Origin of the sequence: Novosphingobium sp. GV079 (genome assembly GCF_003058045.1) — a bacterium.
In the GTDB taxonomy this organism is placed as follows: domain Bacteria; phylum Pseudomonadota; class Alphaproteobacteria; order Sphingomonadales; family Sphingomonadaceae; genus Novosphingobium; species Novosphingobium capsulatum.
This window is the reverse complement of record NZ_QBUE01000014.1, coordinates 25399-50602: the sequence shown is the minus strand read 5'-3', so window position 1 is coordinate 50602 and position 25204 is coordinate 25399. Positions and strand designations below refer to the sequence as shown.

Annotated in this window: 19 protein-coding genes and 1 pseudogene; 8 read left to right on the top strand and 12 right to left on the bottom strand. The window is 63.4% G+C overall.

Features of this window, described 5'->3' with window-relative positions:
- Positions 1–5 precede the first annotated feature (5 nt).
- Positions 6–2183, bottom strand: a complete 2178-nt coding sequence (locus tag C8K14_RS16585; RefSeq protein ID WP_107717699.1) for a TonB-dependent receptor — start codon at positions 2181–2183, stop codon at positions 6–8.
- 188 nt (positions 2184–2371) lie between these two features.
- On the opposite strand from C8K14_RS16585, the gene C8K14_RS16580 reads away from it, so the two are divergent.
- On the top strand, positions 2372–3637 hold the full coding sequence (locus C8K14_RS16580; RefSeq protein WP_158271935.1) for an MFS transporter: 1266 nt from the start codon (positions 2372–2374) through the stop codon (positions 3635–3637).
- Between the two features lie 24 nt (positions 3638–3661).
- Here C8K14_RS16580 and C8K14_RS16575 read toward each other — a convergent pair whose 3' ends face one another.
- From C8K14_RS16575 to C8K14_RS16560, 4 genes and pseudogenes are all read right to left on the bottom strand, one after another.
- Positions 3662–4111 (bottom strand): DUF3429 domain-containing protein, encoded by a 450-nt coding sequence (locus C8K14_RS16575; RefSeq protein WP_107717696.1) that lies wholly within the window; start codon positions 4109–4111, stop codon positions 3662–3664.
- Positions 4112–4166: 55 nt separating this feature from the next.
- Complete coding sequence (locus C8K14_RS16570) at positions 4167–6554, bottom strand: membrane-bound PQQ-dependent dehydrogenase, glucose/quinate/shikimate family (RefSeq protein WP_199223760.1); 2388 nt, start codon at positions 6552–6554, stop codon at positions 4167–4169.
- A gap of 345 nt (positions 6555–6899) precedes the next feature.
- Positions 6900–7256, bottom strand: a complete 357-nt coding sequence (locus tag C8K14_RS16565) for a hypothetical protein (RefSeq protein WP_107717694.1) — start codon at positions 7254–7256, stop codon at positions 6900–6902.
- 464 nt (positions 7257–7720) lie between these two features.
- A pseudogene (locus C8K14_RS16560) lies at positions 7721–8532 on the bottom strand (IS5 family transposase).
- On the opposite strand from C8K14_RS16560, the gene C8K14_RS22910 reads away from it, so the two are divergent.
- Positions 8525–8965: a hypothetical protein gene (locus C8K14_RS22910; RefSeq protein WP_166643365.1), complete on the top strand. Its 441-nt coding sequence runs from the start codon at positions 8525–8527 to the stop codon at positions 8963–8965. The pseudogene C8K14_RS16560 and the gene C8K14_RS22910 sit on opposite strands and share 8 nt — an antisense overlap.
- Positions 8966–9169: 204 nt before the next feature.
- Here C8K14_RS22910 and C8K14_RS16550 read toward each other — a convergent pair whose 3' ends face one another.
- Positions 9170–9922, bottom strand: a complete 753-nt coding sequence (locus tag C8K14_RS16550) for a FadR/GntR family transcriptional regulator (RefSeq protein WP_022676253.1) — start codon at positions 9920–9922, stop codon at positions 9170–9172.
- 428 nt (positions 9923–10350) lie between these two features.
- Between C8K14_RS16550 and C8K14_RS16545 the strand changes: the two genes are divergently transcribed.
- The 4 genes from C8K14_RS16545 (at position 10351) to C8K14_RS16530 (ending at position 15923) form a co-directional block, all read left to right on the top strand.
- Entirely contained in the window at positions 10351–10953 is a 603-nt protein-coding gene (locus C8K14_RS16545) for a DUF3237 domain-containing protein (protein ID WP_107717689.1), read from the top strand.
- 204 nt (positions 10954–11157) lie between these two features.
- Positions 11158–12684 carry a carotenoid oxygenase family protein gene (locus C8K14_RS16540; RefSeq protein ID WP_233251120.1) on the top strand — a complete coding sequence of 509 codons (1527 nt, stop codon included), beginning with the start codon at positions 11158–11160 and terminating at the stop codon, positions 12682–12684.
- Between the two features lie 96 nt (positions 12685–12780).
- On the top strand, positions 12781–15303 hold the full coding sequence (locus C8K14_RS16535) for a TonB-dependent receptor (RefSeq protein WP_107717685.1): 2523 nt from the start codon (positions 12781–12783) through the stop codon (positions 15301–15303).
- A 77-nt stretch (positions 15304–15380) separates the two neighbouring features.
- Positions 15381–15923 carry a nuclear transport factor 2 family protein gene (locus tag C8K14_RS16530; RefSeq protein ID WP_107717683.1) on the top strand — a complete coding sequence of 181 codons (543 nt, stop codon included), beginning with the start codon at positions 15381–15383 and terminating at the stop codon, positions 15921–15923.
- Positions 15924–15978: 55 nt separating this feature from the next.
- On the opposite strand, the gene C8K14_RS16525 is transcribed toward C8K14_RS16530, so the two are convergent.
- The 3 genes from C8K14_RS16525 to C8K14_RS16515 all read right to left on the bottom strand — a co-directional run bounded on the left by C8K14_RS16525 (position 15979) and on the right by C8K14_RS16515 (position 19613).
- Positions 15979–16965: a hypothetical protein gene (locus C8K14_RS16525; protein WP_233251119.1), complete on the bottom strand. Its 987-nt coding sequence runs from the start codon at positions 16963–16965 to the stop codon at positions 15979–15981.
- Between the two features lie 44 nt (positions 16966–17009).
- Positions 17010–18614, bottom strand: coding sequence for a carboxylesterase/lipase family protein (locus tag C8K14_RS16520; RefSeq protein ID WP_107717681.1), 1605 nt, complete (start codon positions 18612–18614; stop codon positions 17010–17012).
- 63 nt (positions 18615–18677) lie between these two features.
- Positions 18678–19613: an alpha/beta hydrolase gene (locus C8K14_RS16515; RefSeq protein WP_107717679.1), complete on the bottom strand. Its 936-nt coding sequence runs from the start codon at positions 19611–19613 to the stop codon at positions 18678–18680.
- Positions 19614–19891: 278 nt separating this feature from the next.
- On the opposite strand from C8K14_RS16515, the gene C8K14_RS16510 reads away from it, so the two are divergent.
- Together C8K14_RS16510 and C8K14_RS16505 are read left to right on the top strand one after the other, a co-directional pair.
- Positions 19892–20746, top strand: a complete 855-nt coding sequence (locus tag C8K14_RS16510) for an alpha/beta hydrolase (RefSeq protein ID WP_158271934.1) — start codon at positions 19892–19894, stop codon at positions 20744–20746.
- A gap of 28 nt (positions 20747–20774) precedes the next feature.
- Positions 20775–21863, top strand: coding sequence for an alpha/beta hydrolase (locus C8K14_RS16505; protein WP_107717675.1), 1089 nt, complete (start codon positions 20775–20777; stop codon positions 21861–21863).
- A 255-nt stretch (positions 21864–22118) separates the two neighbouring features.
- Here C8K14_RS16505 and C8K14_RS16500 read toward each other — a convergent pair whose 3' ends face one another.
- Genes C8K14_RS16500 through C8K14_RS16490 form a run of 3 tightly spaced genes read right to left on the bottom strand, consistent with a single transcriptional unit; the run spans position 22119 to position 25203 of the window.
- Complete coding sequence (locus tag C8K14_RS16500; protein ID WP_107717674.1) at positions 22119–23162, bottom strand: aromatic ring-hydroxylating dioxygenase subunit alpha; 1044 nt, start codon at positions 23160–23162, stop codon at positions 22119–22121.
- A 17-nt stretch (positions 23163–23179) separates the two neighbouring features.
- Positions 23180–24133, bottom strand: a complete 954-nt coding sequence (locus C8K14_RS16495) for a PDR/VanB family oxidoreductase (RefSeq protein WP_107717672.1) — start codon at positions 24131–24133, stop codon at positions 23180–23182.
- A complete protein-coding gene (locus C8K14_RS16490; RefSeq protein WP_107717671.1) occupies positions 24130–25203 on the bottom strand; it encodes an aromatic ring-hydroxylating dioxygenase subunit alpha in 1074 nt (357 codons plus the stop codon). The genes C8K14_RS16495 and C8K14_RS16490 overlap by 4 nt, the downstream gene beginning before the upstream one ends.
- Between the last annotated feature and the right edge of the window lies 1 nt (position 25204).

Here is a 25204-nt window from a genome sequence, read left to right as displayed (position 1 = left end):
GCGGCCTAGAGCTTGTAGGATACCGCGATCTTGACCAGGCGCGGCTCGTTTTGCAGGCGCGACTTGCGGTTGACGCCATAGTTGGAGCCGGTGACGTAGAAGCGATTGTTGGTGAGGTTGTCGGCCGACAGCGTCACGTCCAGCTTGCCGTTGTCCGAGGTCCAGCCGATTGCGGCATTGAGCAGCGTCTGCGCCGGCATCTGCGAAATCGCGACGAGGCCCGGATCCACGTTGTAGGAACTGCGATAGGCCAGGCTGCTCGACGCGTGCAGCGTCCCCATACCCTGGCCGCCCAGGCTATGGCGCGCGTTGAAGCCGATGTTGTATTGCCACTTCGACACACGCGGCAGGGCATCAGCGTTGGCGCGCGCGGCGGCGGTGTTGGCGTTGAGCTTGAGGTACTTGTCCAGCGTCAGCGATCCGTTGCCGAACAGCGTGAGGCCGTGGACCGGCTCGGCCGTCACTTCCAGTTCGGGGCCATGGACCAGCGCCGTGCCTGCGTTCTGCGTCACCACCGAAGTACCGATGTAGGTGTTGGTCTGAATTTCGCCAAAGCGATTGACGAACCAGTCCGCGTTGACACGCAGGTGATGGTCGAAGAATTCGCTCTTCATCCCCGCCTCATAAGCGGTCACCGTCTCGGCGCCATAGGGCGTGTTGAACAGCGTGGGGTTGGCAACGACCGAGGCGTTGAAGCCGCCGCTCTGGAAGCCGCGCGAGATGCTGGCGTAAATGAATATGTCCCGGGTCGCCTGGAAATCGATCTCGCCCTTAGGGCTGAAGTTCGTGAACGACAGGTGCCCGCCAACGGCGGTCAGCGTCTGGCTGGGGAGGAACAGGCCGTTGGACAGCGTGGCGTCGATGTCCTTGGTTTCGCGGGTGTAGCGGCCGCCCAAGGTCAGCGAGAAACGCGGGGCAAAGCGCCAGGTCGCCTGGCCAAAGCCGGCATAGCTGTTGGTGACCTGGTGAATCGTGTCAGGCAGGACCTGGTAGCCCAGCACGTTGTCATTGAAGACCTGGCGGATGGTCTCGTGGAAGTAATAGCCACCGAGAATGAACTGGACGTTCCCGCCGACATCGCCCGAGAGCTGCAGTTCCTGGCTGAACTGGTGGTTGATCATGTCGCTGCGGCGGTCAAAGCCCGCGGTGTAGGCGCCGGTGGTGGCATCGACCTGCCCGCCATAGACGTCGAAGCGGAAGCGATCGTCGCCGCGGATGTAGCCGGTGATCGCCTTGAGTTTGAGGCCATTGTCAAAGTCATAGCCCAGCGTCAGGTCGGCATTGATCTGCTCGTTGAAACTGGAAGACGGGATCGGGCTGATATAGGTGCCAAAGGCGCAGCCGGTTTCCTTGAGCCCTTCGGTGAAGTTGATCTGCGCGGCGCCGTCGCCCTTTTCATGGGTGTAGGATACATTGGCCTTGGCGCTGAACGGACCGTCGCCGATCCAGGCCAGGCCAACACGCGCGCCATATTGTTCGTCCTTGCCGCGCTTCCCGCCGATCGCGGGCGCATCATAGTAGTCGCCCTTGTACTGGTGGAAGCCCGAGACGATCACGGCCAGCTTGTCGGGCGCGATCGCGGTGGAGAAGGTGGCCTTCTGGTCGTTGTAGTCGCGGCTGCCATAGCTGCCCTCGGCCGAGCCGAACGTGGTGCCGTCGGCCTGCTTGCGCACGACCTTGACCGCGCCGGTCAGGTTGTTGCGGCCATAGAGCGTGCCCTGCGGTCCGCGCAGAACCTCGATCCGGTCGATATCGTTGAACAGCAGGTTCGTGCCGGAAAGGCGCGCGTGATAGACATCGTCGACATAGAAGCCGACCGCCGAATCCGTGAAGGCGAAGCCGGCGTTGGCCTGGCCCGCGCCACGGATGAAGGCCGCCACGCTCGATGAACTGGCCAAGGCCGACGTGAACGAGACGTTGGGCACATGCTGGGCCATGTCGAGGACCGAGCTGACCTGCATGGTCTTGAGGGAATCGCCGGTAAAGGCGGTGACGGCGACCGGGGTGGACTGCAGGTTCTCGCTGCGGCGCTGCGCGGTCACGGTGATCACCTGCAGGCCGTCGCTCGCGGCTTCGTCCTGCGCGGCGCTGGCATTCTGGGCATAGGCCGAAGGGCTCGCCGTCAGGATGGCAAGCCCGGCCCCTGTCAGCAGGAGGCCCTTGAAGGAGAGTGCAGTCCTCATGTTGTCCTCGTCTTTCTCGTTGTGACGCCTTGGCAGCGTTTCACCGATGAATAGGCCCTATCAGCGGCGCGAAGGCCCGATGCTTGCGCAAGACTCTCCGACTGGCGATCAGCCGCGCGTAGGTGATGTTGCGTTGCGGCAACATTTTCCTAGGATCGGCTGGCAAACGGCACAGGAGCAGGCGGTACATGGATCAGCGCGTTGCAGCAAAACCGCAGGTGACGGCAACGCCATCGGCTCTGTCGGAATTTCGCCGCGGGTGGAGCAGCGTGCTGGCTGCCGCGCTGGGCGTGGGCGTGGGCACCACCGGGCTGCCGTTCTACAGTTTCGGCCTGTTCATTGCGCCGCTCTCCGCCGCCTACGGCTGGTCGCGTGGCCAGATCGGGCTGGGCATGACCTGCCTCAGCCTGGGCGCAATCCTGCTCTCGCCGTTTCTGGGAACGGCGATCGACCGGCTCGGCGTGCGCCGCATCGCGCTGGTGTCGCTGGCAGGCCTTGCCGTCGGCTTTGCCTTGCTGGCCGCTGCGCTCGGCTCACTGCCGGCCTTCTATGCGGCGTGGATCGCGTTGGCATTTCTGGGGGTTGGCACTACGCCGATCACGTGGACGCGCCCGATCGCGCTGCTGTTCGATCGCGGGCGCGGCTTGGCGTTGGGCCTCACGCTGCTGGGCACTGGGCTTGTCGCGCTGACGGCGCCGCCGCTGCTGGCCGCGGTTATCGCCATCTGGGGGCCGCGCGGCGGCTATCTGGCGATGGCGGGCGTGGTCGTGCTGGTGGTCATGCCGGTGGTCGCGGCCGGCCTGCGCGAAGGCCCGTCAGGGCGCAGCGACGCCGTGCCGCATCCCCGTTCTGGCCTGACGCGCCAGCAGGCACTGCGCTCGCGCCAGTTCTGGCAGATTGCCATCGGCGTGTTCCTTCTGATCGTGGCCCAGTCGGGCGCGACCGTTCACCTCGTGCCGTTCCTGGCTGACCACGGTCTTACCCCTGGCCTTGCCGCCAAGATGGCAGGATCGCTTGGGATTTCGGTCATCGTCGGGCGCGTTGTGATTGGCCTGCTGCTCGATCTGCTGCCGGGCACCCTGGTGGCGCGCTGCGTCCTGCTGATGCCCGCCGCTGCCTTGGCGCTGCTGTTCCTGGCAGGGCCATCGCTGCCGATGACGGCCTTGGCGATCCTGCTGCTGGGGTTTGCCGCCGGTGCCGAGACCGATCTGGTTGCCTACCTGACGAGCCGCTATTTCGGGATGCGGGCCTATGGCGCGATCTATGGCCTGCTCATGTCCTGCTTTTCGCTGGGCGCAGCCCTGGGCGCGCCGCTGGCGGGCTGGTCGTTCGACCTGACGAAAAGTTATGACGGCGCAATTTTCGGCGGCATCGCCTGCTTTGTTGCCGCTGCGGTGCTGCTGGGAACGCTGGGCGCCTATCCCACAGACCGCGTGGACGAAGAGCCGGCCTGAACAGCGCCGCGATCCGGGATGCGGTCAGGCCAACAGCCCGATCGCCATTGTCAGCAGCCCCAGCCCGGTTGCCATCATCAACCGCAGCCTCTGCCATCCTGCCGGCCACTGCACGTGCCGCGCCAGCGCGCGGTCTGCCAGCGGGCTGGCCAGGATCAGCAGGCCAAGCGTCATCAGTTCCGGCCGTGGCCAAGGGGCGCCGACGCACCAGGGCAGCAGCATGGCCCAGCCGATCAGGCTGGGCACCACGGCCAGGACGTGGAACCAGGCTTCCTTCACCCCGGCCAGCATGCCGGCCATCCACCACAATCCTCCCAGAAACGACAGGATCAGCGCGGCATAGCAGCAGGCGGCGGCCAGCGCGGTCCAGCGATCCTCGCCACCATGGAGCACCATCAGCAGGCAGAACGCCTGCGGCGCAATGCCGGCAAGGCCAAGGACAACGAGCGGGCGGGGCAGGGCAACGGTCGACATGGCCGAGCAAAGCACCATTACCGCCCCGCCCGGCAAGCTGCCCTTTCAGGCGAGATCAGGATTTGGGCAGGGCATAGGCAATGATGGAATCGCCCAGCCGCGTGCCCAGCGAACCGTGGCCGCCGGCCACCACCACCACGAACTGCCGCCCGCTGGCCGGAGAGCGATAGGTCATCGGCGTGGCCTGGGCCCCAGCGGGCAGCCGTGCGCGCCACAGCACGCGGCCGGTGGTGGTGTCATAGGCGCGCAGGTAATAGTCGAGCGAGGCGGCCATGAACGAGAGCCCGCCGCCGGTCATCATCGGCCCGCCGAGCGAGGGCACGCCCAGCTTGAGCGGAATGGGCAGCGGCGTTTCATCACGGATCGTGCCATTGGCATGGCGCCACGCCACCTTGCCGGTCACCAGGTCGATCCCCGCGACATAGCCCCACGGCGGCGATTGGCACGGCAGGCCAAGGCGCGAGAGGAACGGCCCCATCGACACGGCGAACGGCGCGCCAGCATTGGGATTGAAGCCATGTTCGGCCGAACCGCCGCGATCCGATGCACCCGCCGGCCCATCCTTGCCATTGCCGGCGCCGGGCCGCTGCGGGATCAGGCGATCGACAAAGGCCATGTAGTTGGGATGGGCAAAGGCCACCTGGCGCACCGGATCGATGGCCAGGCCGCCCCAGTCCATCACCCCGAAATTGCCGGGAAACACCAATGTGCCGCGGGTCGAGGGCGGGGTGAACGGCCCCTCGTGGCGATAGCGGCGAAAGGCGATGCGGCAGGCCATCTGGTCAAACAGCGTGGCGCCCCACATGTCTGCCTCGCGGATGCGCGGCGGCATCAGCGAGATTGCCGAAACCGGCTGGGTGGGCGCAGTGAAATCGCCTGGCGCCGCGCCGCCGGGCACGCGCATTTCGTGCACGGGCTGGACGGGTAAGCCAGTGCGGCGATCGAGCACGAAGATGTTACCGGTCTTGGTCGATTGCACCAGTGCCGGCACGCGGCCCTTGCCGGGAATGGTCAGGTCAACCAGCGCGGGCTGGGCCGGCACGTCCATATCCCACAGATCGTGGTGCACGGTCTGGAACACCCAGCGCGCCTTGCCGGTCTTGATGTCGAGCGCCAGGATCGAGGTGGCAAAGCGCTCGGTATTGGGCGGGCGGTTGCCGCCCCACTGGTCGATCGCGCCCATGCCCATCGGCAGGTAGATGAGGCCAAGGTCTTCATCGGCCGCCGCCGTGCTCCAGCTGTTGGGGGTGGAGGGCACGGGGGGATGGTTCGGCCCGAGGGGAGCGGTGTCTTCCGGCCGGCCGGGATCGAACGCCCACACCGGCTTGCCGGTGGCAACGTCAAACGCCTGGATCGCGCCCGAGGGCATATGGATCGAGGCGTTGTCATAGATCGCCCCGCCCACCACGACGAGGCCGCGCGTTACCAGCGGGGCCGAGGTGAACTGGAACCAGCCCGGCTTGAGGCCGGGGCCGGTGACGGCAAGGTTGACGGCGCCACCCTTGCCAAAGCCGGGGCACAGCCGCCCGGTATGCGCGTCGAGCGCGATAAGCCGCGCATCGGCCGTGGCCATGATGATCCGTTGCGGGCACGATCCATCGGCGCTGCGCGTGGCGCCGGGCCAGTTGGCATCGTGATACGATACGCCGCGGCAGGTCAGGTGCTGGACATGGCTGGGCACCTGCATGTGCGGATCATAGCGCCAGCGCACCGCCCCGGTTTCGGCGTCGAGCGCCAGCACGATATTGTGCGGCGTGCAGGCATAGAGCGTATCGCCGACCTTGATCGGGGTGAGTTCATAAGTGATTTCTTCCGGGTCACCGGGGCGGCGGCTGTCGCCGGTGTCCATCCGCCAGACCTGCTTGAGTCCGCTGACATTGGCCGGGGTCAACTGCGCGAGCGGCGACCACTTCGTGCCGGCCCAGGTATGGCCATAGGCCAGCCAGTCCCCCGCATCGGTGCCGGCGGCCAATGCCGGCGCGGCGCCACGCGCGCCGGGCAGGGCGCCGTCCCATTCGTGCGGGCTGCGCAGCATGGCGGCAATGCCGATCGCGCCCGCCAGGATCAGGGCCAGCGCCAGCGGCCCGGCATTGCGCCACCAGCCCGTTTGCGCGGGCACCAGTCGCCGTGTGATCCAGGGCAGCAACAGCAGGGCGCCGAGGATAAAGATCACGTCGCCACGCGGCACCAGCGCCCACCAGTCCAGCCCGATTTCCACCAGCGCCCAGGCCAGCGTGGCCACCACCAGCGCGGCATAGAGGTGCAGCGCCGCCGCCTTGCGGCGCCACAGCAGCACGGCGCAGGCGATCAGGGCCAGCCCCGCCGGGGCATAGAACCAACTGCCGCCTTCGATCGCGAGCCACAATCCCCCGCCCAACAGCACTAAGCCGCACAGGGCCAGGACGATCGCCATGATCGCCAGGAGCTTGGAAGTCTTGCCCATTGCTGCTGTTTCCCTGTCTTCGCCGGTGGTTATGGGGCGCCAGGAGAGAACTCGTATTTGCACCCATTTATCCCTCAATTCTGCCACTTTTTTTGGCAGCGATCTTCTGCATGATGCCCTAAGCGATACCCTCAAAATTTTCTTGGGGAGGTTTGAGTTCTTGGTGCCATCGAATCACCCCGCCGAGGGCGCAGCGTAACTATTACGGAGTCCGGACCGTGAAGATACAGTTGTAGGATAGTGGCGCCGGAACCTGGGGCCGCTGCATCATCGAATATGATGGGGCGAGCTACTTTTATACGATTCATCAACGGTTGCACTTACGCTTCTCACGCCGACATCGTGTCAAACGGCGTGCAAATTTGGGTTTGGCTCACATTCCGTGCAATTCGGCTCATGTTGGCGCCATAACCCTGGCTTTGAGCAGGTCGATTTTGGCGCGCCCAGTACCATCTGGCGCGTGATGACCTTTAAGCGGTTGACCTTGCCCTCGACCTGACGGCTGGACCGCGGCGTCGAGATCGCGGCGGCCATCGCATCCTTGTCGGCCTCGACGCTAGCGGCGAACGCAGCGAGCTTGGTCTTCGCCGCCATGGCGATCCACGGATCGAGCCGTGCCTTCTCCTTCGAGCGCATCATCGCGTGGAAGCGATCAAGCGCATCGCGTGTGGCGATCAGCGCGGGCACGGCCTTCTCAATCACTGCGTTGATTAGGGCGGCCTGGGCCGAATCGGCATTGCGATCGGTAGTCTGGGATTAGTTCGGCCTATCGGTGACGCGCTTTACATTGAGACGCAAGCTGCAGGCGATGGGCTAAAGAAAGCTGTCCGCCCGTCCCCGTCGCCCTGGGGCCATATCGCCGGCCAACCTACGGAGTCAGCGGCTCGCTGAATGTGTACCGGGGGCAAAGCACGTGCGTGCAACGGAACCGTCAAAACGACAACTGCAGTCTGACGCCATTCCCGCTGATCGGCGCTCGGATCGGCTGTGAATCGACGTTGAGGGCATCGCACCGTCCGAGCAAATCGCGAGGGTGGCCGCCAGCTGGCGTGACATGTCGACAATCCCGTTGACCACAATCCGCCGTTCCACGAGCAAACCTGGTAGCCGCCAGTTCGGCGGCGTGAACAAATTCCACAACCCCTTCGGGGCTGGACCTAAAATCGTCATTTCCGCGTCGGCTCGTCGCACAATATTCCCGATATTGCGCTTCCTCGCCTCCTTGAACTGGCGGTTTTTGCCTGCAGACGGGCGCTGTGGACAAATTTGAGCCAGTATCTGGTTGTGGCGAGATGGACCATGCCGAGGAAGCTGTTTGCCAGTTGGTCGTATCTGGTGGCGATGGCGCGGTTGATCTTGAGATGGCCGAACATACACTCGATGCGATTGCGCTGCTTGTAGAGCGCCCGATCATATTCGATCTTCACGCGGCGGTTTGACCGGCCGGGGATGACTGCCTTGATCTTTCGCTCGGCGAGATCGGCGCGGATGGCATCGGCGTCATAGCCTTTGTCCGCAAGGAAGGCATCGGGTGCCTGCTCAGGCAGGTCGATCAAATCATCATAGGCCTTGCAATCCGCCGCCTCGCCGCCCGTCAGGTGGAAGGCGACTGGCCGTCCATGGGCATCAGCCAGACAGTGAAGTTTACTGGTGAACCCGCCCCGCGAGCGGCCAAGAGCGCGTCGATGAGTCCCCCCTTTCCGCCCGCTGCCGAAACATGGGCGCGAACGGTGGTGCTGTCGATGCTGTAGTGGCCGCTGTCCGCCATGATCTCGGCCAGCGTCACGGCGACGGCCTCCCAGACCCCGGCCTCGCTCCACCGCCGGAACCGGCTATAGATGGTGTTCCAACTGCCATATTTGGGCGGGACATCGCGCCACGGAGCGCCGCAGCGGAGGCGCCACAGGATGCCATTGATGATGGAGCGGTTCTGCTCGGGCGGCATGCCTCGGCCACGGTTTGCAGGCTCGATGGGCAATAAGCCCTTCAGAACACGCCATTCCGCTTCTGTAAGATCGCCCCTGCTCAAGCCTGCCTCCAAAAAAGCAGCTTTGAATCAAGGCTTGGTGGCAGCGTCAGCTATAGATCCGGTGGCGATAGCGATCCGAACCATATATGCCTGCCATATGGCATCGGACCTCTTCACATTCATCTGCGAATACGAGGGCGGGACATACGTCTCCCAAGTCCTTGCCATCGATCACGAAAAAGCACTGGTCGAATGGGCCACCCTGCTGCGCAAAGAACAGCGGATCGAGGGGGCATCGGATCACATCGCACAAGCCGCCTGCGATGAGTTGTACAGCCATATTGTGCCCCTGACTGGACTAACAGGTGTTTGGTGCTGGAGCGCAACGGTCATGGATGACCTTGCTCTGGTCAACATCGTCCGTTCAGCGCAACCGTCATAACCGATAGTCCGCTTCAAGCGCCAATTTGTCCACGCCGCCTAATGTCCCATGCTTTTGAGGCCATTGCTGTGCACTCACTGCTGAGCCCCAGTGGAGTGGGGTGGACAACGCGCGGAAATGTCAAATTTGAAAGGAATGTGAGCCAGATCTACCTTTGAACGCCTAGGGACAACCTTGATTGTTACCGATTGGCTACCTTGAGGATTACATTGCGATATTCTGCCGCTCTGGAAAGTCTGCCTGGTTGGCGCGGATGAGCTTTTCCATCGCGATGCCGGCCTCGTCGACCATGCCCGCTGCAACGGCATCGAACAGTTCCCAATGCTCGGCAATCGTATCCCGTGGCTTAGAGCCGCTGTTGCCCTGGAATTCGGTGTACCACAGCACAAAAGTACCGAGGCTGTTGCCGAGGTTGACCAGCGGCGGATTACCCGTCGCCTGCACGATGATGCTGTAGAACCGGCGGTTTGCCGCCTGGCCTTCGTCGGTGGCGAGCGTATGGCGTTCCATCGTCTGGAGCGATTTGCGCATATCGGCGATATGGTCGAGCGTGCGGCGCATCGCGGCCAGGCGCGCCATCGCCGGCTCGATGATCAGGCGCATTTCGAACAGCCCATCCAGCACCGATTCGGAGGCGCCGCCTTCAAACATCCAGGCCATCACGTCGGGATCGAGCATGGCCCAACGCGTGATCGGCAAGACGATCGTTCCCGTGCGTTGGCGGGATTCCACCAAACCCTTGGCGGTGAGAATACGGATCGCCTCGCGATAAGCGCTGCGCGAGACGCTCAACTGCTCGCTCGATTCGATTTCAGTGCTGAGGATATCGCCGGGCTGGTGCCGGCCGGTGACGATCGCGACTCCCAAATCATGGGCTATGCTTTTGTGAAGGCTTGATTTTTTCTTTCGGCCGCCACCTTTCGCCGAAGGACTCGCAGGATGGGCTGCAGCAGTCATATCTTGTTCTTCCAATTTGCGGGGCAGATCATGGAGCCCGACAGCATCGCAATATCAGCAGGCGCGGGTTAGCGGAACCTCATCACGGACTGTCATTACCCTGACAATTCATGCTGCCCTCAACCGTGCAATGCATAGTCACCAAAAGTGCCCCGATGGCAAGCCGTTGAGCGGGCAATTCGATGATTTATAATGCACTGAATCAGAAGGAATTGCACGTTTAGCCTTGGCAGATATCAGGCGATGGCGTGCACCCATGTTCCTTGCAATCGATGTCATTTTATCGCTCGATTGGCTGATATCCGGGAAAAGCTAAATCGAATCGGCTTGAAAAAGCAGACATTATATGGTTAGTCCGCTGCAGCAGGCGCACGAATGCGTCACAATTGGAGCTGGAAATCGCCAGCCCAGGCCGGGAGAGACATCTGATGACCGCTGAAGTATCGCGCCGGAGCATGATTGCAGGCACAGTGGGCGTCGCGGGAATGCTGCCAACCCTGGCTAACGCCGCCACCGAAGTTGTCAAAACCCAGACGAGCGCAAACGGCTTCGTGATCCCGCCTGATGCGCGGCCGCCAAGTTTTGAATTTGCCTTTCAGATCCGGATCGAACTGGGCGAGCGGCTGCGCTATGGGCCGACGTACTGGGGCTTTGATCGTGGCTACGTCGGCGTTCTTGGGGGCACGGTGACGGGGCCGCGTTTTTCCGGAAAAGTCATTCCGCACAGCGGTGGCGATTGGCCGACCATCCGGCCCGACAACAGCGTGCGTTTTGACGCGCGCTACCTGCTTCAGGCAGATGATGGCACTATCGTTGCGCTTCACAACACCGGAATCCGCCACGCCGACAAGGCTGTGCTGGATCGCATGCAGCGGTACGAACACGTCGATCCGTCGGAGTATTACATGGGGCTGACGCCTCGCTTCGAAGCGCCCGAAGGGCCCTATGAATGGCTCAGCCAGACTATCTTCGTGGGCAAGGCGGATCGCGACAAATCGCACTCCATCTTCACCTACTGGGCGCTGGTGTGACAGGGCATCGCGTCAGCGCCCGCTTGGTGAGCCGTCCGGAAGCCTGACGCCCATTGGGTTGCTGTAAATTCAATTGTCCGGTTTTTTATAGATGTTCGGCGATTTGCCGACATCCAAATCTCAGAAAGACCGGGCAGGGCCGCCATTCTCGATATTTTCAAGCAACGGATGGCGGGCCGCAAGCCCGCTCTAGGGGAGAGACACGTGCACGACGAACGCACCCTGCCGGTCAGCGAAAAGCCTTGGGTGGCCAGCGATCGCGACGCCTATCCCGATACTGTCCATTTTCGCGGCCTTAACACCCCGGTTGGCATCGAGGCCTCGGTGCCCGGCCTTACTGTGGAAGGGACGCTACCGTCCGGTTTGGAAGGATCGTTTTTCCGGGCCGTACCAGACCCGGCCCATCCACCGATGTTTGCCGACGACAACATCCTGTCGGGCGATGGCATGATTTCCCGCTTTCGCTTCAGCAAAGGTGCGGTGGATTTCGACATCCGCTACGTCCAGACCGCGCGCTATCTCGCTGAGCAACACGCTGGCCAGGCCTTGTTTGGCGGCTATCGCAATCCGTTCACCGATCATCCCTCGGTGGCCGAAACCGATCGTACCGTGGCGAATACGACGCCGCTGTGGCACGCCGGGCGCCTGTTCATGACCAAGGAGGATGGTCTCCCCTATGAGATCGATCCGGACACACTGGCCACCAAGGGGGCATGCGATTTCGACGGGGCCTTGCGTTCGCAAACCGTAACGGCGCACTCTCGCGTCGATCCCGAGACCGGCGAATTGTTCCTGTTCGGCTATGAAGCCGATGGCGCCTGCTCGCGCGACGTTTCCTATGCGGTGCTTGACCCGCGCGGGCACCTGATGCGCGAGCAGTGGTTCAAGCAGCCTTATCACGGCATGATCCATGATTTTGCCATCACGCGCAGCCGCGCGATCTTCCCGTTCTTCCCCACTACGACCGATCTCGACCGCTTGCGGGCAGGGGGGCCGAAATGGGCGCACGACCAGAACCTGGAATGCTGCGTGGGGATCATGGGCCGAGACGGCGACGTGGCGGGAATGCGGTGGTTCAAGGGTGCCAAGGGCGCTTCGGCCTTTCACATCATGAATGCCTTTGACGAGGGCGATGTGGTGCACCTGGATCTGTTCGTTTCGGAAACCAATGCGTTTGGCTTTATGCGCGAGGCGGGCGGTATCCATATCGATCAACGCGCCATTCGCGGGGGATTTGAACGCTGGACGTTCGACCTGGCTGGCGAGGGCGAACATTTCACGGTGACGCCGCTCGGGCCGCCCGGAGACATGCCGCGGATTCGCGATGCGGATTGTGGGCGGGACTACAAGACCGGCTGGTATCTCTCGATGAACCCGCAGGGTGGGCCGCCGCTTCCGGGTGGGCCAGTGGGCGCTGCCTTCAATTGCCTGATCCGCATCACGCTGCCGCATGGCGAGATCGACATGCTGGCGCTGCCGCCGGGCCATGCTGTCAGCGAGCCCGTTCACGTTCCGGCGACAGAGCCCAACGGCAGTGACTGGCTGTTGTGCATTGTCGACAAGGCCAATGGCGACGCGGGTTTTCAATCCGAACTGTGGGTGCTCGATGCCGATCGGCCCAGCCGCGGCCCGATCGCCAGGGTGCATGTCCCGCTTCCGTTGCGGGCGCAAGTTCATGGGTGCTGGGTTCCTGCCACTGTCCAAAGCCAAGCCAGTCAAATGACGCGATAACGACCATCGCGTTTTTGTGCCCAAAGATTCAATCGATTGCACGTTTAACGGCAAACAAGGCGGCCAGAGCCCGCCATTATTAGGAGGGGAGTTATCATGACCGATAGAATTAACGCTTCGACGTTGCGCAAGACCTGGCTGCTGAAGTCTGCGGCGCTTACCACATTTGCCACTGTGCTTGCTTTCCCGGGCAGCACTTGGGCCCAAACCGCGCAGAGCCCGGCTGAAGAACCGCAAGGCGCTGCGCAAAACACCGCCACCACCGAAGGGGCGATCGGCGAAATCGTCGTTACCGCGCAGTTCCGCGCGCAAAGCGTCCAGCGCACGCCGCTGGCGATCACGGCCCTTTCGGCCGAGACGATGTCGGCACAGGGCCTGACGAACGTGAGCGACATTGCGGCGCAGGCGCCCAACGTTGTCTTGCAGCCGGCGCAAGCGGGTGCTGGCCCGTCGGTACAATCGTTTATCCGCGGCGTAGGCCAGGTCGATTCCAACCCGGCGGTGTCGCCCGGCGTGGGCACCTATATCGACGACGTCTATTACGGTTCGATCGCCGGGGCGAACTTCGATCTTGTCGACCTTGACCGCGTCGAGGTGTTGCGCGGGCCTCAGGGGACGCTGGCGGGGCAGAACTCCATCGGTGGTTCGGTCAAACTCTATTCCAAGAAGCCGACCGGTGATGGCAGCGGCTATGTTGCGCTGTCCTATGGCCGGTTCAACAATGTCCGGGTCAATGCTGCGGCGGATATCCCGCTGGTCCGCGATCGTCTGTTCATGCGCATCACTGGGGTTTCCGACAGCAAGGATGGCTATGTCACGCGCTATGACTTTGCCTGCACCCATCCCGGCACGGCGGTCCCCTCGTTCGGCTCTTCGGGCGATTGCAAGCTGGGCACGCTGGGCGGCAAGTCGGTAACGGCGGGCCGCGTACAGTTGCGTTGGGTTCCCAGCGACACGCTCGAGGTCAATCTGGCCGGCGACTACATCAACGACAATTCGGAAGGCACGCCGCAAACGCTGCTCTATGCGCAGAACCCGGGGCAAACGCCCAAAACGAGCATCAACGGCGTAAGCCTTGGCACCGCCAGCGGCGCATCACAGTTCATCAGCTATTCGCCCTATGGTGCCTATGCCACCGATCCGTACAGCAAGAGCGCCTATGTAAGCTATGCGACGTATTGCGATCCGTCGCCCAGCGACAAGACCGCGGCCTATTGCGTCCAGCCGCGTTCGGCCACGCATGGCGGTGGTGGTTCGCTCACCATCGACTACAAGATCGGCGATCATGTCTCGCTCAAGTCGATCACGGCCTATCGTCGTCAGCGCATGGACTATGTCGATGACAGCGACACCACCCCGATCGGCGGCGCATTGCTGACCAATGCCTTGACCTATCGCGAATTTACCCAGGAACTCCGTCTCAATGCCGGCTTGTTCGACAACCGCATCAACCTGACGCTGGGCGGGTTCTACATGAACGAGAAGACCAAGCTGGATTCGCGCATCGATATCCCACCCTTCGATTTCCTGGGGCGTGATCGCGTGCCCGCCACCACGTATGCTGCGTTCGGCAACATCGACTGGAAAGCGACCGACAAGCTGCAGCTGATCGGTGGCCTGCGCTATTCCAAGCAGGAAAAGACCTTCAACTTCGGGCGCCTTGGCGTGCCGGGGTCGGTCGCTGGCTTCCATCCCGATGGCCCGCCCTATTTCCCGTGCCCGCAGGCAGGCGGAACCGTGGTCAACGTGGCAGTCTGCCCGGTTAACGGTTTGTCGGGCACGTTCAAGGGAGACAACGTCGATTATCGCGTGGCCGCACAGTATCAGTGGACGCCGACGTTCATGACTTATGCTTCGGTCGCAACCGGCTTCAAGGGTGGCGGGGTCAATCCCCGGCCGTACAACCTCTATCAGGTTATCCCGTTCGATCCCGAACGGCTGACCTCGTATGAAATTGGCTTCAAGAGCGACCTGTTCGATCGCCGCCTGCGCGTCAACGCCAGCCTGTTCTACGGCAACTATACCAACCTGCAGCTGCCGGTCAGTTCTTGCCCGGCCAATCCGGCCTATCCGAACGTTCCGTTGGCCAGCTATGCCCAGCCATGCAGCGCCCTGCTCAACGCCGGCAAGGCCCGGACCCAGGGTGGTGAACTCGAAGTGACCGCCCGTCCGATCGACAAGCTCACGCTGCAAGGGACCCTCGGCTATCTCGACATCGGGTTCAAGTCGCTGCAGGCTGCGGCCATCAGCGCGGGGACGACACTCAATTCGCAGTTCCCGCTGGCATCGAAATGGAAGGCTAGCACAAGCGCCCAATATCGGATCGACACGGAATCTGCCGGAGCGATCACGCCGCGCCTCGACATGACGTACCAGTCGAGTTTCTATACCTCGATCCCCAACACCACCTTCAACAAGGTGCCGGGCTACACCCTGCTCAACGCCTCGCTCGCGTGGGAAGCGCCCGACGGCAAGTGGATGGTGATCGGTAACCTGATGAACCTTACCAACAAGCTGTACTACTATGCGCTGCTCGATGCGCGTGCCGTCAATGGCCTGGTGACCGGCTTCCCGGCCGCACCGCGCCAATGGCGCATCACGGTCAAGCGCTCGTTCTGATCGATCGGATCGGGAGCTTCTCCATCTGGTAGAAGCTCCCGATCTCCTTTCCTGCATCTTCCTGTTTGGATACTCCGATGGCCCTGTCTTCCCTGCTCTTCCTGGCTGCGGCCGCCAGCGCGCCTGCCGCAGTGCCGCCTAGTGTTACGGTAACCCCGCCCGCCGCACCTGTGGTGGTCCTCGCGACCAAGGATCAGCGGGCTCTGCTCGCCAGTGCCGATCGCAAGCTGGCGGCGAACAAACGCCTGGTGTTTGATATGTATCGGATCGTGCTGCAGGCCGGAGACACCGACCGTGCGCATGAATTCATCGCCACGGACTACATCCAGCATAATCCGAATGCCGCGCAGGGGCTCGCCGGGCTCATCGCCTATGTCAAGGCGACCCGGCCAGTGCGGCCGGTGCTCGATCATCTCGAAATCCCGATGATTCACATCATGGCAGAAGGCGATTACGTGACGATCGCATTCGCACGGCCAGAAACCGACGCGGCCGGGCAGCGCTATGTCACCACTTGGTTCGATCTGTTCCGCATTGCGCATGGCCGGATCGCCGAACACTGGGACCCGATGCTCCGCAGCGATCGCAAGATCGATCCCAACAAGCAGAAGCTGCCCTGAGCAGTGCATGCGGTATCGGGCGGAGCCAAACCGCCCGATGCCGCCCACTTGGCGCTTAAAAGCCCTTGCGCTGCACAGTCCACGCCGGATCGACGCAGAGGCGGCACATCGGGCCCGTGAACGTTCGCCCAGCCGCTGCATTGCCATCGAGCTGCCAATCCAGCCAGTCGAGTGCCACCTGCGCAACGCGCCCGCCATATGGCTCGTCCATGCTGCCGCGATGGCCGAGCTGGATATTGACCATAGCCACCGGCACACGGCTGATCCGGCGGAAATCATCCATCCCGTTATCGTAGGCAATGTCGCCCGGGCCGCCCATGATGTAGAGGACCGGGGTATGCAGGCGCTCCAGCGCTTGCTTGGGTGTCGTCAGCCCTGGAATGAACGGCTTCCCATCAGGAAAAATGCCGCTGTTGTGGATGATCACGGCGTGGACGCGCGGATCGGACGCGGCATCCAGCGCTTGTACGCCGCCACAACTGTGCCCGGAAACTGCAACGCGGCGCGGATCGATCCTGCCATAGAAATCACTTTCCGGCCGGGCGTTTTCGGCAAGAATCCAATCGAGGCCCTTGAGGATATCCGCCGGCATCGTCGCCACCGGACGCAGCGCGTGATCAGGCATGATCCCGCGAAGCGCAGCAGGTGCGTCTGGCCCGGTCAACGCGGTGCCGGGCGCAATGGCGACATAACCATGCGAGGCAATTTCAAGCAGGTGGAGCCGCGCGCTGGCCGCATCGGCCGAGCATCCGCTGTTGCCCCACAGCAGGACGCCCAGCTTGCTACCATCCTTCGGGAGCGAGGCCGGGCGATAGACAAGGTGGTTGGGGAGGGTGGCGCGGTTTTCTACGATAGCGGGCATCGGGCCAGTACCCGGCAGGTCTGGCAACGCGAAATAGCCCGCATAGCGCGCCAGTTCGATCGGCGAGGGACCGCCGGCTGGCGCTGGTGGCGTCTGGGCACTGCTGGAGAGCGGCATGGCAGCCACGGCGCCCGCAATCAGTGCACGGGACCACCACGGGGATCGCTTTGTTTCGGTCATCGCTGTTGTCCTGCCTGATTGCCTTGCTGGCTTTGATGCGCTGGTCATGGGCGGATCCAGGGCCCGGGGGGCCTTGGCTCGAAGCGATCGAGTTGCTGCGAACCGAACGGCAGCATGGTTTCGCGATCGGCACGATACGGATCGGACAAGACACGGATGGTCTTGCCGATCACCATCGTCGATCGCGTCGCAACGTCAAAACGCGGCCATGACGGCAGTCGCGGCCCATGGGGCACGCCCGTGTGGGCAAAACCTGCCCAAGTGCCTGACATCGTGTCGACCAGCCGCAGCGCCTCTGCCGATGGCGTGACATAGCGCCAGGCCGGCAGTGTGCCGAAGATGAATGGAACTTCGGCCACATGCGGGGTCACGTCATGAAATGCGCCGACGGTCATGGGATAGTCGAACGCGTAGAGGTAGGCGGGTGCTCCACCTTGCGCTGCCTTGTGCTCGGCAAGCAGAATCGCATCGAGCAGATAGCTGCGATCGGTGGTCAGCCGCGCGAACAAGCGGCCATTGTCGAGCGCGGGATAGCGCGCTCGATAGGCTTGAATAACCGCCTCGGCATGGCTGGACGGCAGAAATGGTTCCAGCTGCCGCCGCAACTCCGCTTCGCCAAGCGTGGCATAGGCAGGGTCGGCGCCAAGGAACAGCGCGGTTTCATCGCGCGCCGTTCCGACGATGAGTGGCACATGGGCACTGGGGGCCAAGCCGCCAGGATCGACGGGCTGCCGGGGCAGGATCACGCCATCCACATTGGGCCGGAACTGCCCCATGGCGTTGCGCACGGTGATGCCCGCTGCGGTGACCGTCGCCACGGGAATATCGGCAAGTTTGCTCACTTCACCGGCATTCAGCCCAAGCGTGTGCAACAGGCGATCGGCCCGCTCGAACGAAAGGTCGGCATCATCCATGCGCAGCGCTGGCCCGCTTTCCGACGCACAGCGATGGAACAGGCCCGCCGCGCCCGGCACTGCCAGCATCACGCTGGCCTTGCGCCCTCCGCCCGATTGGCCGAAAATCATCACGCGGTCAGGATCGCCACCGAATGCCTCGGCATTGTGTCGCACCCATTGCAGGGCGAGGACGATGTCGAGCAGCCCGGCATTCCCCGAAGCGGCGTATTTCTCGCCCCCGGCGTGGGCGAGATTGAGATAGCCAAAGACATTCAGGCGATGGTTGATAGTCACGACGACAACGTCCTGCGTGCGGGCGAGGAACGCCCCATCGGTGAGCGGATCGAAGCCCATGCCGGCTTCCCATCCGCCGCCGTGCAGCCATACCATGACCGGCTTGCGCCCCTTGAGCGCGCCGGTCCACACGTTGAGCGACAGGCAGTCTTCCGAAGCCTCTGGGGTTGAGCCGTCATGGCCCTTTTGTGGGCAACGCGGCCCGACCTCAATGGCCGGGCGGATGCCGCTCCACGGTCGACGCAGGCGGGCAGGGAGGAACCGGGCCGCTCCTCCGGTTGGCTCGCCATAGGGAACGCCGAGGAAACGGTGCACCCCGTCAGCCAGCACGCCCGCAACCCGGCCAGCGGTCGTCCGCGCCACCGATGTTGCCGCCGCACCATGTGCAGGGCGCTCAAACGCCATGAGCGCGGCACAGCCAAGCGTCGCGCCCATCGCGCTGCGGCGGTCAAACAGCATGGCGTATTTCCTTTCGCTTGGCCGGCTTGCCAGCTGGCGTATCGGCCGGGTCGCGCCCGATCATCATTTCAGGTTCTTGCGGGCGATATGCCAGCGGGTGTCGCGGCACAGCCCGCAATCCGGCCCCGAAAACAGCGATGCAGCGGCGCGATCACCCTTGAGGCGCCATTGCAGCCAGTTGACAACCACGCTGCCAAACGTGCCGCCGCCCGGCTCAAAGTAGGTTCCGCCATGGCCGACCCCGTCCGGATAGGCCCAGACCGCTGGAATGGAGGTGATGCGCTCGAAATCGTCACGGCTGTTTTCGTGCGCGCCATCTGACGCGTCACCGCCGATATAGAGCACCGAGCCGTGCAGCTTGGCCAGGCTCGCCTTGGTCACCGGCGCGCCGGGCAAGCCACCCGTGCCCTTGTTCCAGACCCCACTGTTCATGACCAGCGTGGTCTTGATCCGTGGATCGGCGGCGGCCGCGATAGCCTGGAGTCCTCCGCACGAGTGACCCATCACGGCCACGGCAGCGGTATTCACCTTGGCGTACAGCGCGCTTTTGCGATCGCGGTTCTGCGCTGTCGCCCAATCGAGCGCGTCGGTCAGCTGGGTATAGTTCGACAGGGCCGGGGCGGTCATGCTCACTGGCGGCGGGGGCATGCCCTCTTCCGAGCCACCCTCGATCGTGGCGGGCCCAATCCCACCGATCGAGATCACCAGATACCCGTGCGAGGCGATCTCGGTCAGAAACGTCCGGTAGCGGTTGCCATAGGCCATGCATCCGCCGTTGGCCCACAGCACGACCGGCAGCTTCGATTGAGTGGCGAGATGGGCCGGCGCGAATACCGTGTAGCCGGGAAACGATGCCGCCTGCTCCATCACGGCTGGAAAGCGGCCGCTACCGGCCGGCGCGCGCGCATCCACCCGCGCCAGGTCGGGCTGGGCCGGCGCTGCCGCCATGGACAGCACGGCGCAGATCGCCGCTATGCCAGTTGAATATTTCTGCATCATCAGGGATCCTCTCGTGGCCTCGTCAGCCTTGCCGAAACCATAGCAAGAATCTTGCTGCAATCAATTGCATTTTCTACCATTTGATATAAATGTACTGGGAATAAGTGAGAGAGGATGCAGCGATGGACGGAGGCAACCGGCGGGCAGCAGGGTGGACGCGCCGCGCAATACTGCCTGCGCTTGGCCTAGCCGCGGGGGCCTGCGCAACCGGCCCGGCGCTGGGGCAGGTACTGCCCAGGGGATTGCAACTGCCACCGCTCCCGGCGTCATGGAACAGCGTGGAACGCGTGCCGCTGTGGCCAGGGGCAGTGCCGGGCACGGGGTTCCAGGCGCAACCTTTGCCCGCTGGCTTTCCCGACATCCTGATCCGCAATGTCGCGCGCCCCGAAATCCGGGTCTTTCCGCCACCAGCAGGCGTGCCATCCAACGGCCTTAGCCTGCTTCTCCTTCCCGGCGGGGCCTACAGCTGGGTGTCGATCCTCAACGAGGGCATCGAGGTTGCCGCGCGGTTCGGCGCGATGGGCTATACCACGTTTGTGCTGGTCTATCGCTTGCCGGGCGAGGGGTGGGAGCAGCGCGCAGACGTTCCGCTCGCCGATGCGCGCCGCGCCGTCCAAGTCATCCGCCTTGACGCAGCGCGCCGCCAGCTCAGGCCTGACGGCATCATGGCAGTGGGATTTTCGGCCGGTGGGCATCTCGCGGCTTCACTCGCTAGCGGCTATGGCAATCGGGTTTTTCCAGCGGTGGACGCGCTGGATGATTCCGATGCACGGCCTGCTGCCGTGGCGGCGATCTATCCGGTCATCAGTCTTTCCCCAGACCTCGGCCACCATGATTCGACCGCCAATCTGCTCGGCGCCAATCCGACGGCGGAGCAGATCGCGCGCCACTCCCCAGCCTTGCACGTGACGGCCGATACGCCGCCGATGTTCCTGGCGCATGCCCTGGATGACCCTGCGGTCAAACCGGAAAACACGCTGGTGATGATGCGTGCAATGACGGCAGCGCAGCGGCCTGTCGAGGTTCATCTGTTCGAAAAGGGCGGTCACGCCTTTGGCGCGGGTCGGGCCAATCAACCCAATAAAGCCTGGCCGGATCTGTTCCATGCCTGGGCGCAGACGCAGCTTTCCTGAAAACCCGTTACACGATTGGAAATCGATCATGGCACTCGAGATCACGCGCCGGAGTCTTGCGCAATGGGCCGGCAGTTTGGCCGTCAGTCAGTTGGTGCCTCCCATCGCCCGCGCGGCGGCCGGATCCGCAACTGGCGGCGCGCTCACCCCGGGCGATGCGCTGCGCTATGTAAATCCAGCCTTGCGCCCGTCGGCTGAAATGGTTGCCCGCATGAGTGCCGAACACGGCACGCCCAACGACAGCACCCTGGCTGAACTGCGCCGTCCGCACCCTGAATTCATGCCCAAGCGACTGCCCGATGTTGCGGTGGAAGAGCGCCTGATCCCCGTTCCAGGTGGCGCGCCAGCGGTAAAGGTGTTTGTCATCAACGCCCGCGCCGGCAGCAAGCGACCCGCCATCGTGCACATGCATGGCGGCGGGTATATCGCCGGCACAGCCGCCTTCGAGGTGGGCAAGCACCAAGCAGTGGCCAAGGAACTCGATTGTGTCATCGTTACGGTGGATTATCGCCTCGCCCCCGAAACCCGTTTCACCGGTTCGGTCGAGGACAACTACGCGGCGCTGAAATGGGTGCATGACAATGCAGCCACGCTCGGTGTCGATCCTAACCGCATCGCCATCATGGGCGAAAGTGCCGGCGGCGGCCATGCTGCGCGTCTGGCGATCACCGCGCGCGATCGCGGCGAGGTGCCCGTACTGTTGCAGGTGCTGATCTATCCGATGCTGGACGATCGCACCGGCAGCACTGTTATTCCGCCGTTCCCGCTCGGTTCGATTGGCTGGGATGCGCCCAGCAATCGCTATGGCTGGTCCTCGTTCTTGGGCATGCGGCCAGGCGGTGCAAACGTGCCGGCGGCAGGCGTTCCTGCTCGTGTCAAGGACCTGGGCGGACTGGCGCCGGCGTTCATTGGCGTTGGTGGCATCGACTTGTTCGTGTCTGAAGACGTTGCCTATGCGCGTCGGCTGATCGAGGCGAAGGTGCCATGCGAATTGCTGGTGATCCCTGGTGCCTATCACGGCTTTGATGTTGTCGCTGCCGATACGGCACCGGCACGCCAGTTCACCAAGGCCAAATTCGATGCCCTTCGCCGCGCGTTCGGCAATTCGGATGTTTAACGTGACGGGCGGTGGCGCTGTTCTCGCCGGCTCAATTGAGGTGGTGCCGGAAATCTGGACAGGGTGCCGGCCAAGTGGCGCAATCGCGCTTTTCTGCATACTGGCCGGTTATCTTGTGCCGCGAGCACGTACACCAGATGAAAAGGCGGGCAGCCTGGCGCAAACCACGCTGCCCGCAGGACGTGAGGTTATCGCGCCGGCGCCCTGTTCGGCTTGAGGCTCCGGTGCGGCGTCCCCCAGGGTGTTCGCGTGGCGCTATGCCTCGGCGCGTTCGGCACGGATCATGCGATCGAGCATCTTGCGCACTTTCACCGGCGCGACGTCGTTGGACATCAGCACGGGGTTGAGCGAGAAGAACTCGGCATCGCCCATTTCCTGCTGCACTGCTTTAACCAGCGGGCCATCCTCGTCTTCAAAGGCGGCATGCATGCCAGCGATCTTGGCTGCGTTGTAATCTGCATCCTCCACCACGTGATTGCGCCGCGTGGCGAAGAAGTAGTGGGTGGAGAAGGCATCGGCGGGCGTGCAACTGTGCAGGTCATATTGGTCGAGCGCGTCGTCGAAGTGGTCGCTGTCCTGCACCGCGGCAACGGTAAGCTGAATGTTGGCCGGCGCGCTCCAGGTGATGTCGAAAAACTGCCTGGCCTCGTCTTCGGGACGCGGCAGGAACGGGGCGAAGATCATCATCGCCGGCTGTTGCGACCATTCCCAGCGCGCGCTCACGTTCTTTTCGGTTTCGCGCAGTTGCGGCACGATCGGCGATAGCTTGCCGCGCGTGGTGATGATCTCGCCATGGACGTGGTCGATGTGGCTAAGGTCCATGACATTGTCGATGATCAGCTCGTAATTCACCGGCAGGTGCATATAGGTGTAGGCCACGGCATTTTCGTGCCCGATGTCGAGTGGGGAATAATCGGGCAGCAGGGTGAGATCGGGTTCGGATGCGTCCATCCAGATCCACAGGAAGCCGTGGCGTTCGACCAGGGCAAAGGTATCGACCTGCGCTGCCTTGGGAATATGGCCAGTGCCATGGGGATTGTGGGTGCATTGCCCCTGCGCGTTGAAGCGCAGCGCGTGGTAGGGGCAGGCCACCTCGTCGCCATGGCGCGTACCCATGCTGAGCGGGGCAAAGCGGTGCGGGCAGCGATCGTGCAGCGCCACTGCGGTGCCATCGGCCTGGCGATAGATCAGCACTGATTTGCCCAGCAGCTTGCGATGGAACAGTTGCGCGCCGTCCACCTCGGTGGACAGGGCGGCGATGTACCAGGCCTTCATGAGGAAATGATCACGGGTTTTCATGGCAAGACCTCTCCAATCTAGATTTCGATGACAAGGCGCGGCGTGCGCGCGCGCGAACAGCAGGGCGTGAAGCAGTCGTTGGCAGCCTGTTCGGCCGCGGACAGGTACATGTCGCGATGGTCAGGTACCCCGGCGAGCACAGTGGTGAGGCAGGTGCCGCAGATGCCCTGTTCGCAGGACAGCGGCACTTCGATCCCTGCCTCGGCCAGCGCGGTTGCCGCGCTTTGGCCAGAAGCAACGGGCACGATTTGCCCGGTTCCGGCGATCTCTATCTCGAAGGCATCGCCCGGATCCTGCACTTCCGGCGCGGAGAAATGCTCCACGTGCAGGCGTGCTTCGGGCCAACCGGCCGCCCGCGCCGCGCCGATCACAAAATCCATGAAGCCGGCCGGGCCGCAGGCATAAAGGTGGGCCTGCGGCTCAGCCTCTGCCAGCACGCGCGCCATGTCCAGCCGCGTCTGCGGCACATCGTCGAAATGGTAATGAACGTGGTGGGGCGCGTGCGAGTGCGCGATGCGTTCGCGAAACGCGATGCGCGCGTGCGTTCTGGCGCAATAGTGCAGGGCATAGGGCGTGCCGCTGCGCGCCAGATGATCGGCCATGGCGATGATCGGGGTGATCCCGATGCCGCCGGCAAACAGCAGCGCGGGCTCTCCTGGCACCAGGGCAAAGAGATTGCGCGGCGCGCTGATTTCCAGCACGTCGCCCACCTTGACCTCTTCGTGCACATGGCGCGAGCCGCCGCGCCCGGCGGTCTCGAGCAGGATGCCCAGTTCATAGACCATTGTGTCGCCCACCTGGCCGCACAGCGAATATTGGCGGATCATGCCATTGGGCATTTTCAGGTCGATGTGCGCGCCCGGTTCGTATGGCGGCAGGCTGGCGCCGGGCAGCGGCGCGAGGACGAGGCCGACAATCCCCTCGGCTTCCTCGCGCCGCTCGGCGACCCGAACGGAAATCCATCCGTTCATGCAACGGTCTCCGCCACGTGGTCCGATGCTTCCTGCTCCAGCAGCTTGTCGAGCACCCACAGCATGCGGCCGGGGCCGGCATCGTGGACGATGTCGATTTGCGGGGCGTCGGGATATTGCAGTTGCCGCTCGCGCTGACCTTCCAGAATGCGCTTGTCTTCGAGAAAGGCATCGAGGTTGGTGGCATGCATCAGTTCGACAATGCCGGGAAACCAGGTGGCCTTGCTGGTGCCCCACGAGAAGTAATAGTCGATCGATCCATCGTCGCGCGGCGTGACCGCCTGGCTGGTAAACGTATCGAGCAGCAAGTCCCCGTTGCTCTCTCCCGACGTGGCATCGCCGGCAGACTTGATGCGGAAGCTCATGATGAAATTGCACGGCACGGTAAGCGTGACATGCACATCGATATCGAACCGTGCCGCCGGATCGAACAGGTGCTTGGCAAAGTTGGGCGCCGGTACGCCGCGCACGGTGTAGCGCGTCTCGATCCCGCGCGGCAGGTTCTTGTGGCGGGGGCGGATCAGGCTCCAGTCGTCAGACCCGCCAAAGGTTTCGCCATGCACCCAGGATACGTGGCTGAGATCGGCCAGGTTGGCGATTTCCTGCCGGTAATTGGTCTCGATGCGGATCGCGTTGGTCTTGAGCACCCAGTCAGGATCGGCCGGCCCCACCGCCTCGCAGATCAGCGCGGGGTCGGCCGTGGCTGGATCACCCAGCCAGACCCAGATCCAGCCGTCCTTTTCCACCGCCGCGAGCGTCGGCACATTAGCGCCAGGCGGGATCTTGTCCATGCCGGGGACCTGGCGGCAGCGGCCATCGGGGCCGAACAGCATGCCGTGGTACATGCAGCGCACGGCATCGCCTTCCTTGCGGCCCAGCGAGAGGGGGGCGGAACGGTGTGGACAGCGATCCTCCATCGCCACCAGCGCACCTTGCGGCGTGCGATAGAGCAGGATCGAGCGGCCCGCGATCTTGCGCACGACAAGATCGCGGCTGCCGAGCCCGACATCGGTGCCCCAGCCGGCGCAATACCAGCAGTTTTGCAGGAAAGTTTCAGTCTTGGTTGGCATG

Excerpts from the sequence above, each read along its gene's own strand:
- C8K14_RS16525 (WP_233251119.1), bottom strand. The coding sequence starts at position 16,965 with ATGACCGAAACAAAGCGATCCCCGTGGTGGTCCCGTGCACTGATTGCG.
- C8K14_RS16580 (WP_158271935.1), top strand. The coding sequence starts at position 2,372 with ATGGATCAGCGCGTTGCAGCAAAACCGCAGGTGACGGCAACGCCATCG.
- C8K14_RS16495 (WP_107717672.1), bottom strand. The coding sequence starts at position 24,133 with ATGAACGGATGGATTTCCGTTCGGGTCGCCGAGCGGCGCGAGGAAGCC.
- C8K14_RS16550 (WP_022676253.1), bottom strand. The coding sequence starts at position 9,922 with ATGACTGCTGCAGCCCATCCTGCGAGTCCTTCGGCGAAAGGTGGCGGC.
- C8K14_RS16520 (WP_107717681.1), bottom strand. The coding sequence starts at position 18,614 with ATGCTGTTTGACCGCCGCAGCGCGATGGGCGCGACGCTTGGCTGTGCC.
- C8K14_RS16570 (WP_199223760.1), bottom strand. The coding sequence starts at position 6,554 with ATGGGCAAGACTTCCAAGCTCCTGGCGATCATGGCGATCGTCCTGGCC.
- C8K14_RS22910 (WP_166643365.1), top strand. The coding sequence starts at position 8,525 with ATGGGCAATAAGCCCTTCAGAACACGCCATTCCGCTTCTGTAAGATCG.
- C8K14_RS16530 (WP_107717683.1), top strand. The coding sequence starts at position 15,381 with ATGGCCCTGTCTTCCCTGCTCTTCCTGGCTGCGGCCGCCAGCGCGCCT.
- C8K14_RS16500 (WP_107717674.1), bottom strand. The coding sequence starts at position 23,162 with ATGAAAACCCGTGATCATTTCCTCATGAAGGCCTGGTACATCGCCGCC.
- C8K14_RS16535 (WP_107717685.1), top strand. The coding sequence starts at position 12,781 with ATGACCGATAGAATTAACGCTTCGACGTTGCGCAAGACCTGGCTGCTG.
- C8K14_RS16515 (WP_107717679.1), bottom strand. The coding sequence starts at position 19,613 with ATGATGCAGAAATATTCAACTGGCATAGCGGCGATCTGCGCCGTGCTG.
- C8K14_RS16545 (WP_107717689.1), top strand. The coding sequence starts at position 10,351 with ATGACCGCTGAAGTATCGCGCCGGAGCATGATTGCAGGCACAGTGGGC.
- C8K14_RS16490 (WP_107717671.1), bottom strand. The coding sequence starts at position 25,203 with ATGCCAACCAAGACTGAAACTTTCCTGCAAAACTGCTGGTATTGCGCC.
- C8K14_RS16575 (WP_107717696.1), bottom strand. The coding sequence starts at position 4,111 with ATGTCGACCGTTGCCCTGCCCCGCCCGCTCGTTGTCCTTGGCCTTGCC.
- C8K14_RS16505 (WP_107717675.1), top strand. The coding sequence starts at position 20,775 with ATGGCACTCGAGATCACGCGCCGGAGTCTTGCGCAATGGGCCGGCAGT.
- C8K14_RS16585 (WP_107717699.1), bottom strand. The coding sequence starts at position 2,183 with ATGAGGACTGCACTCTCCTTCAAGGGCCTCCTGCTGACAGGGGCCGGG.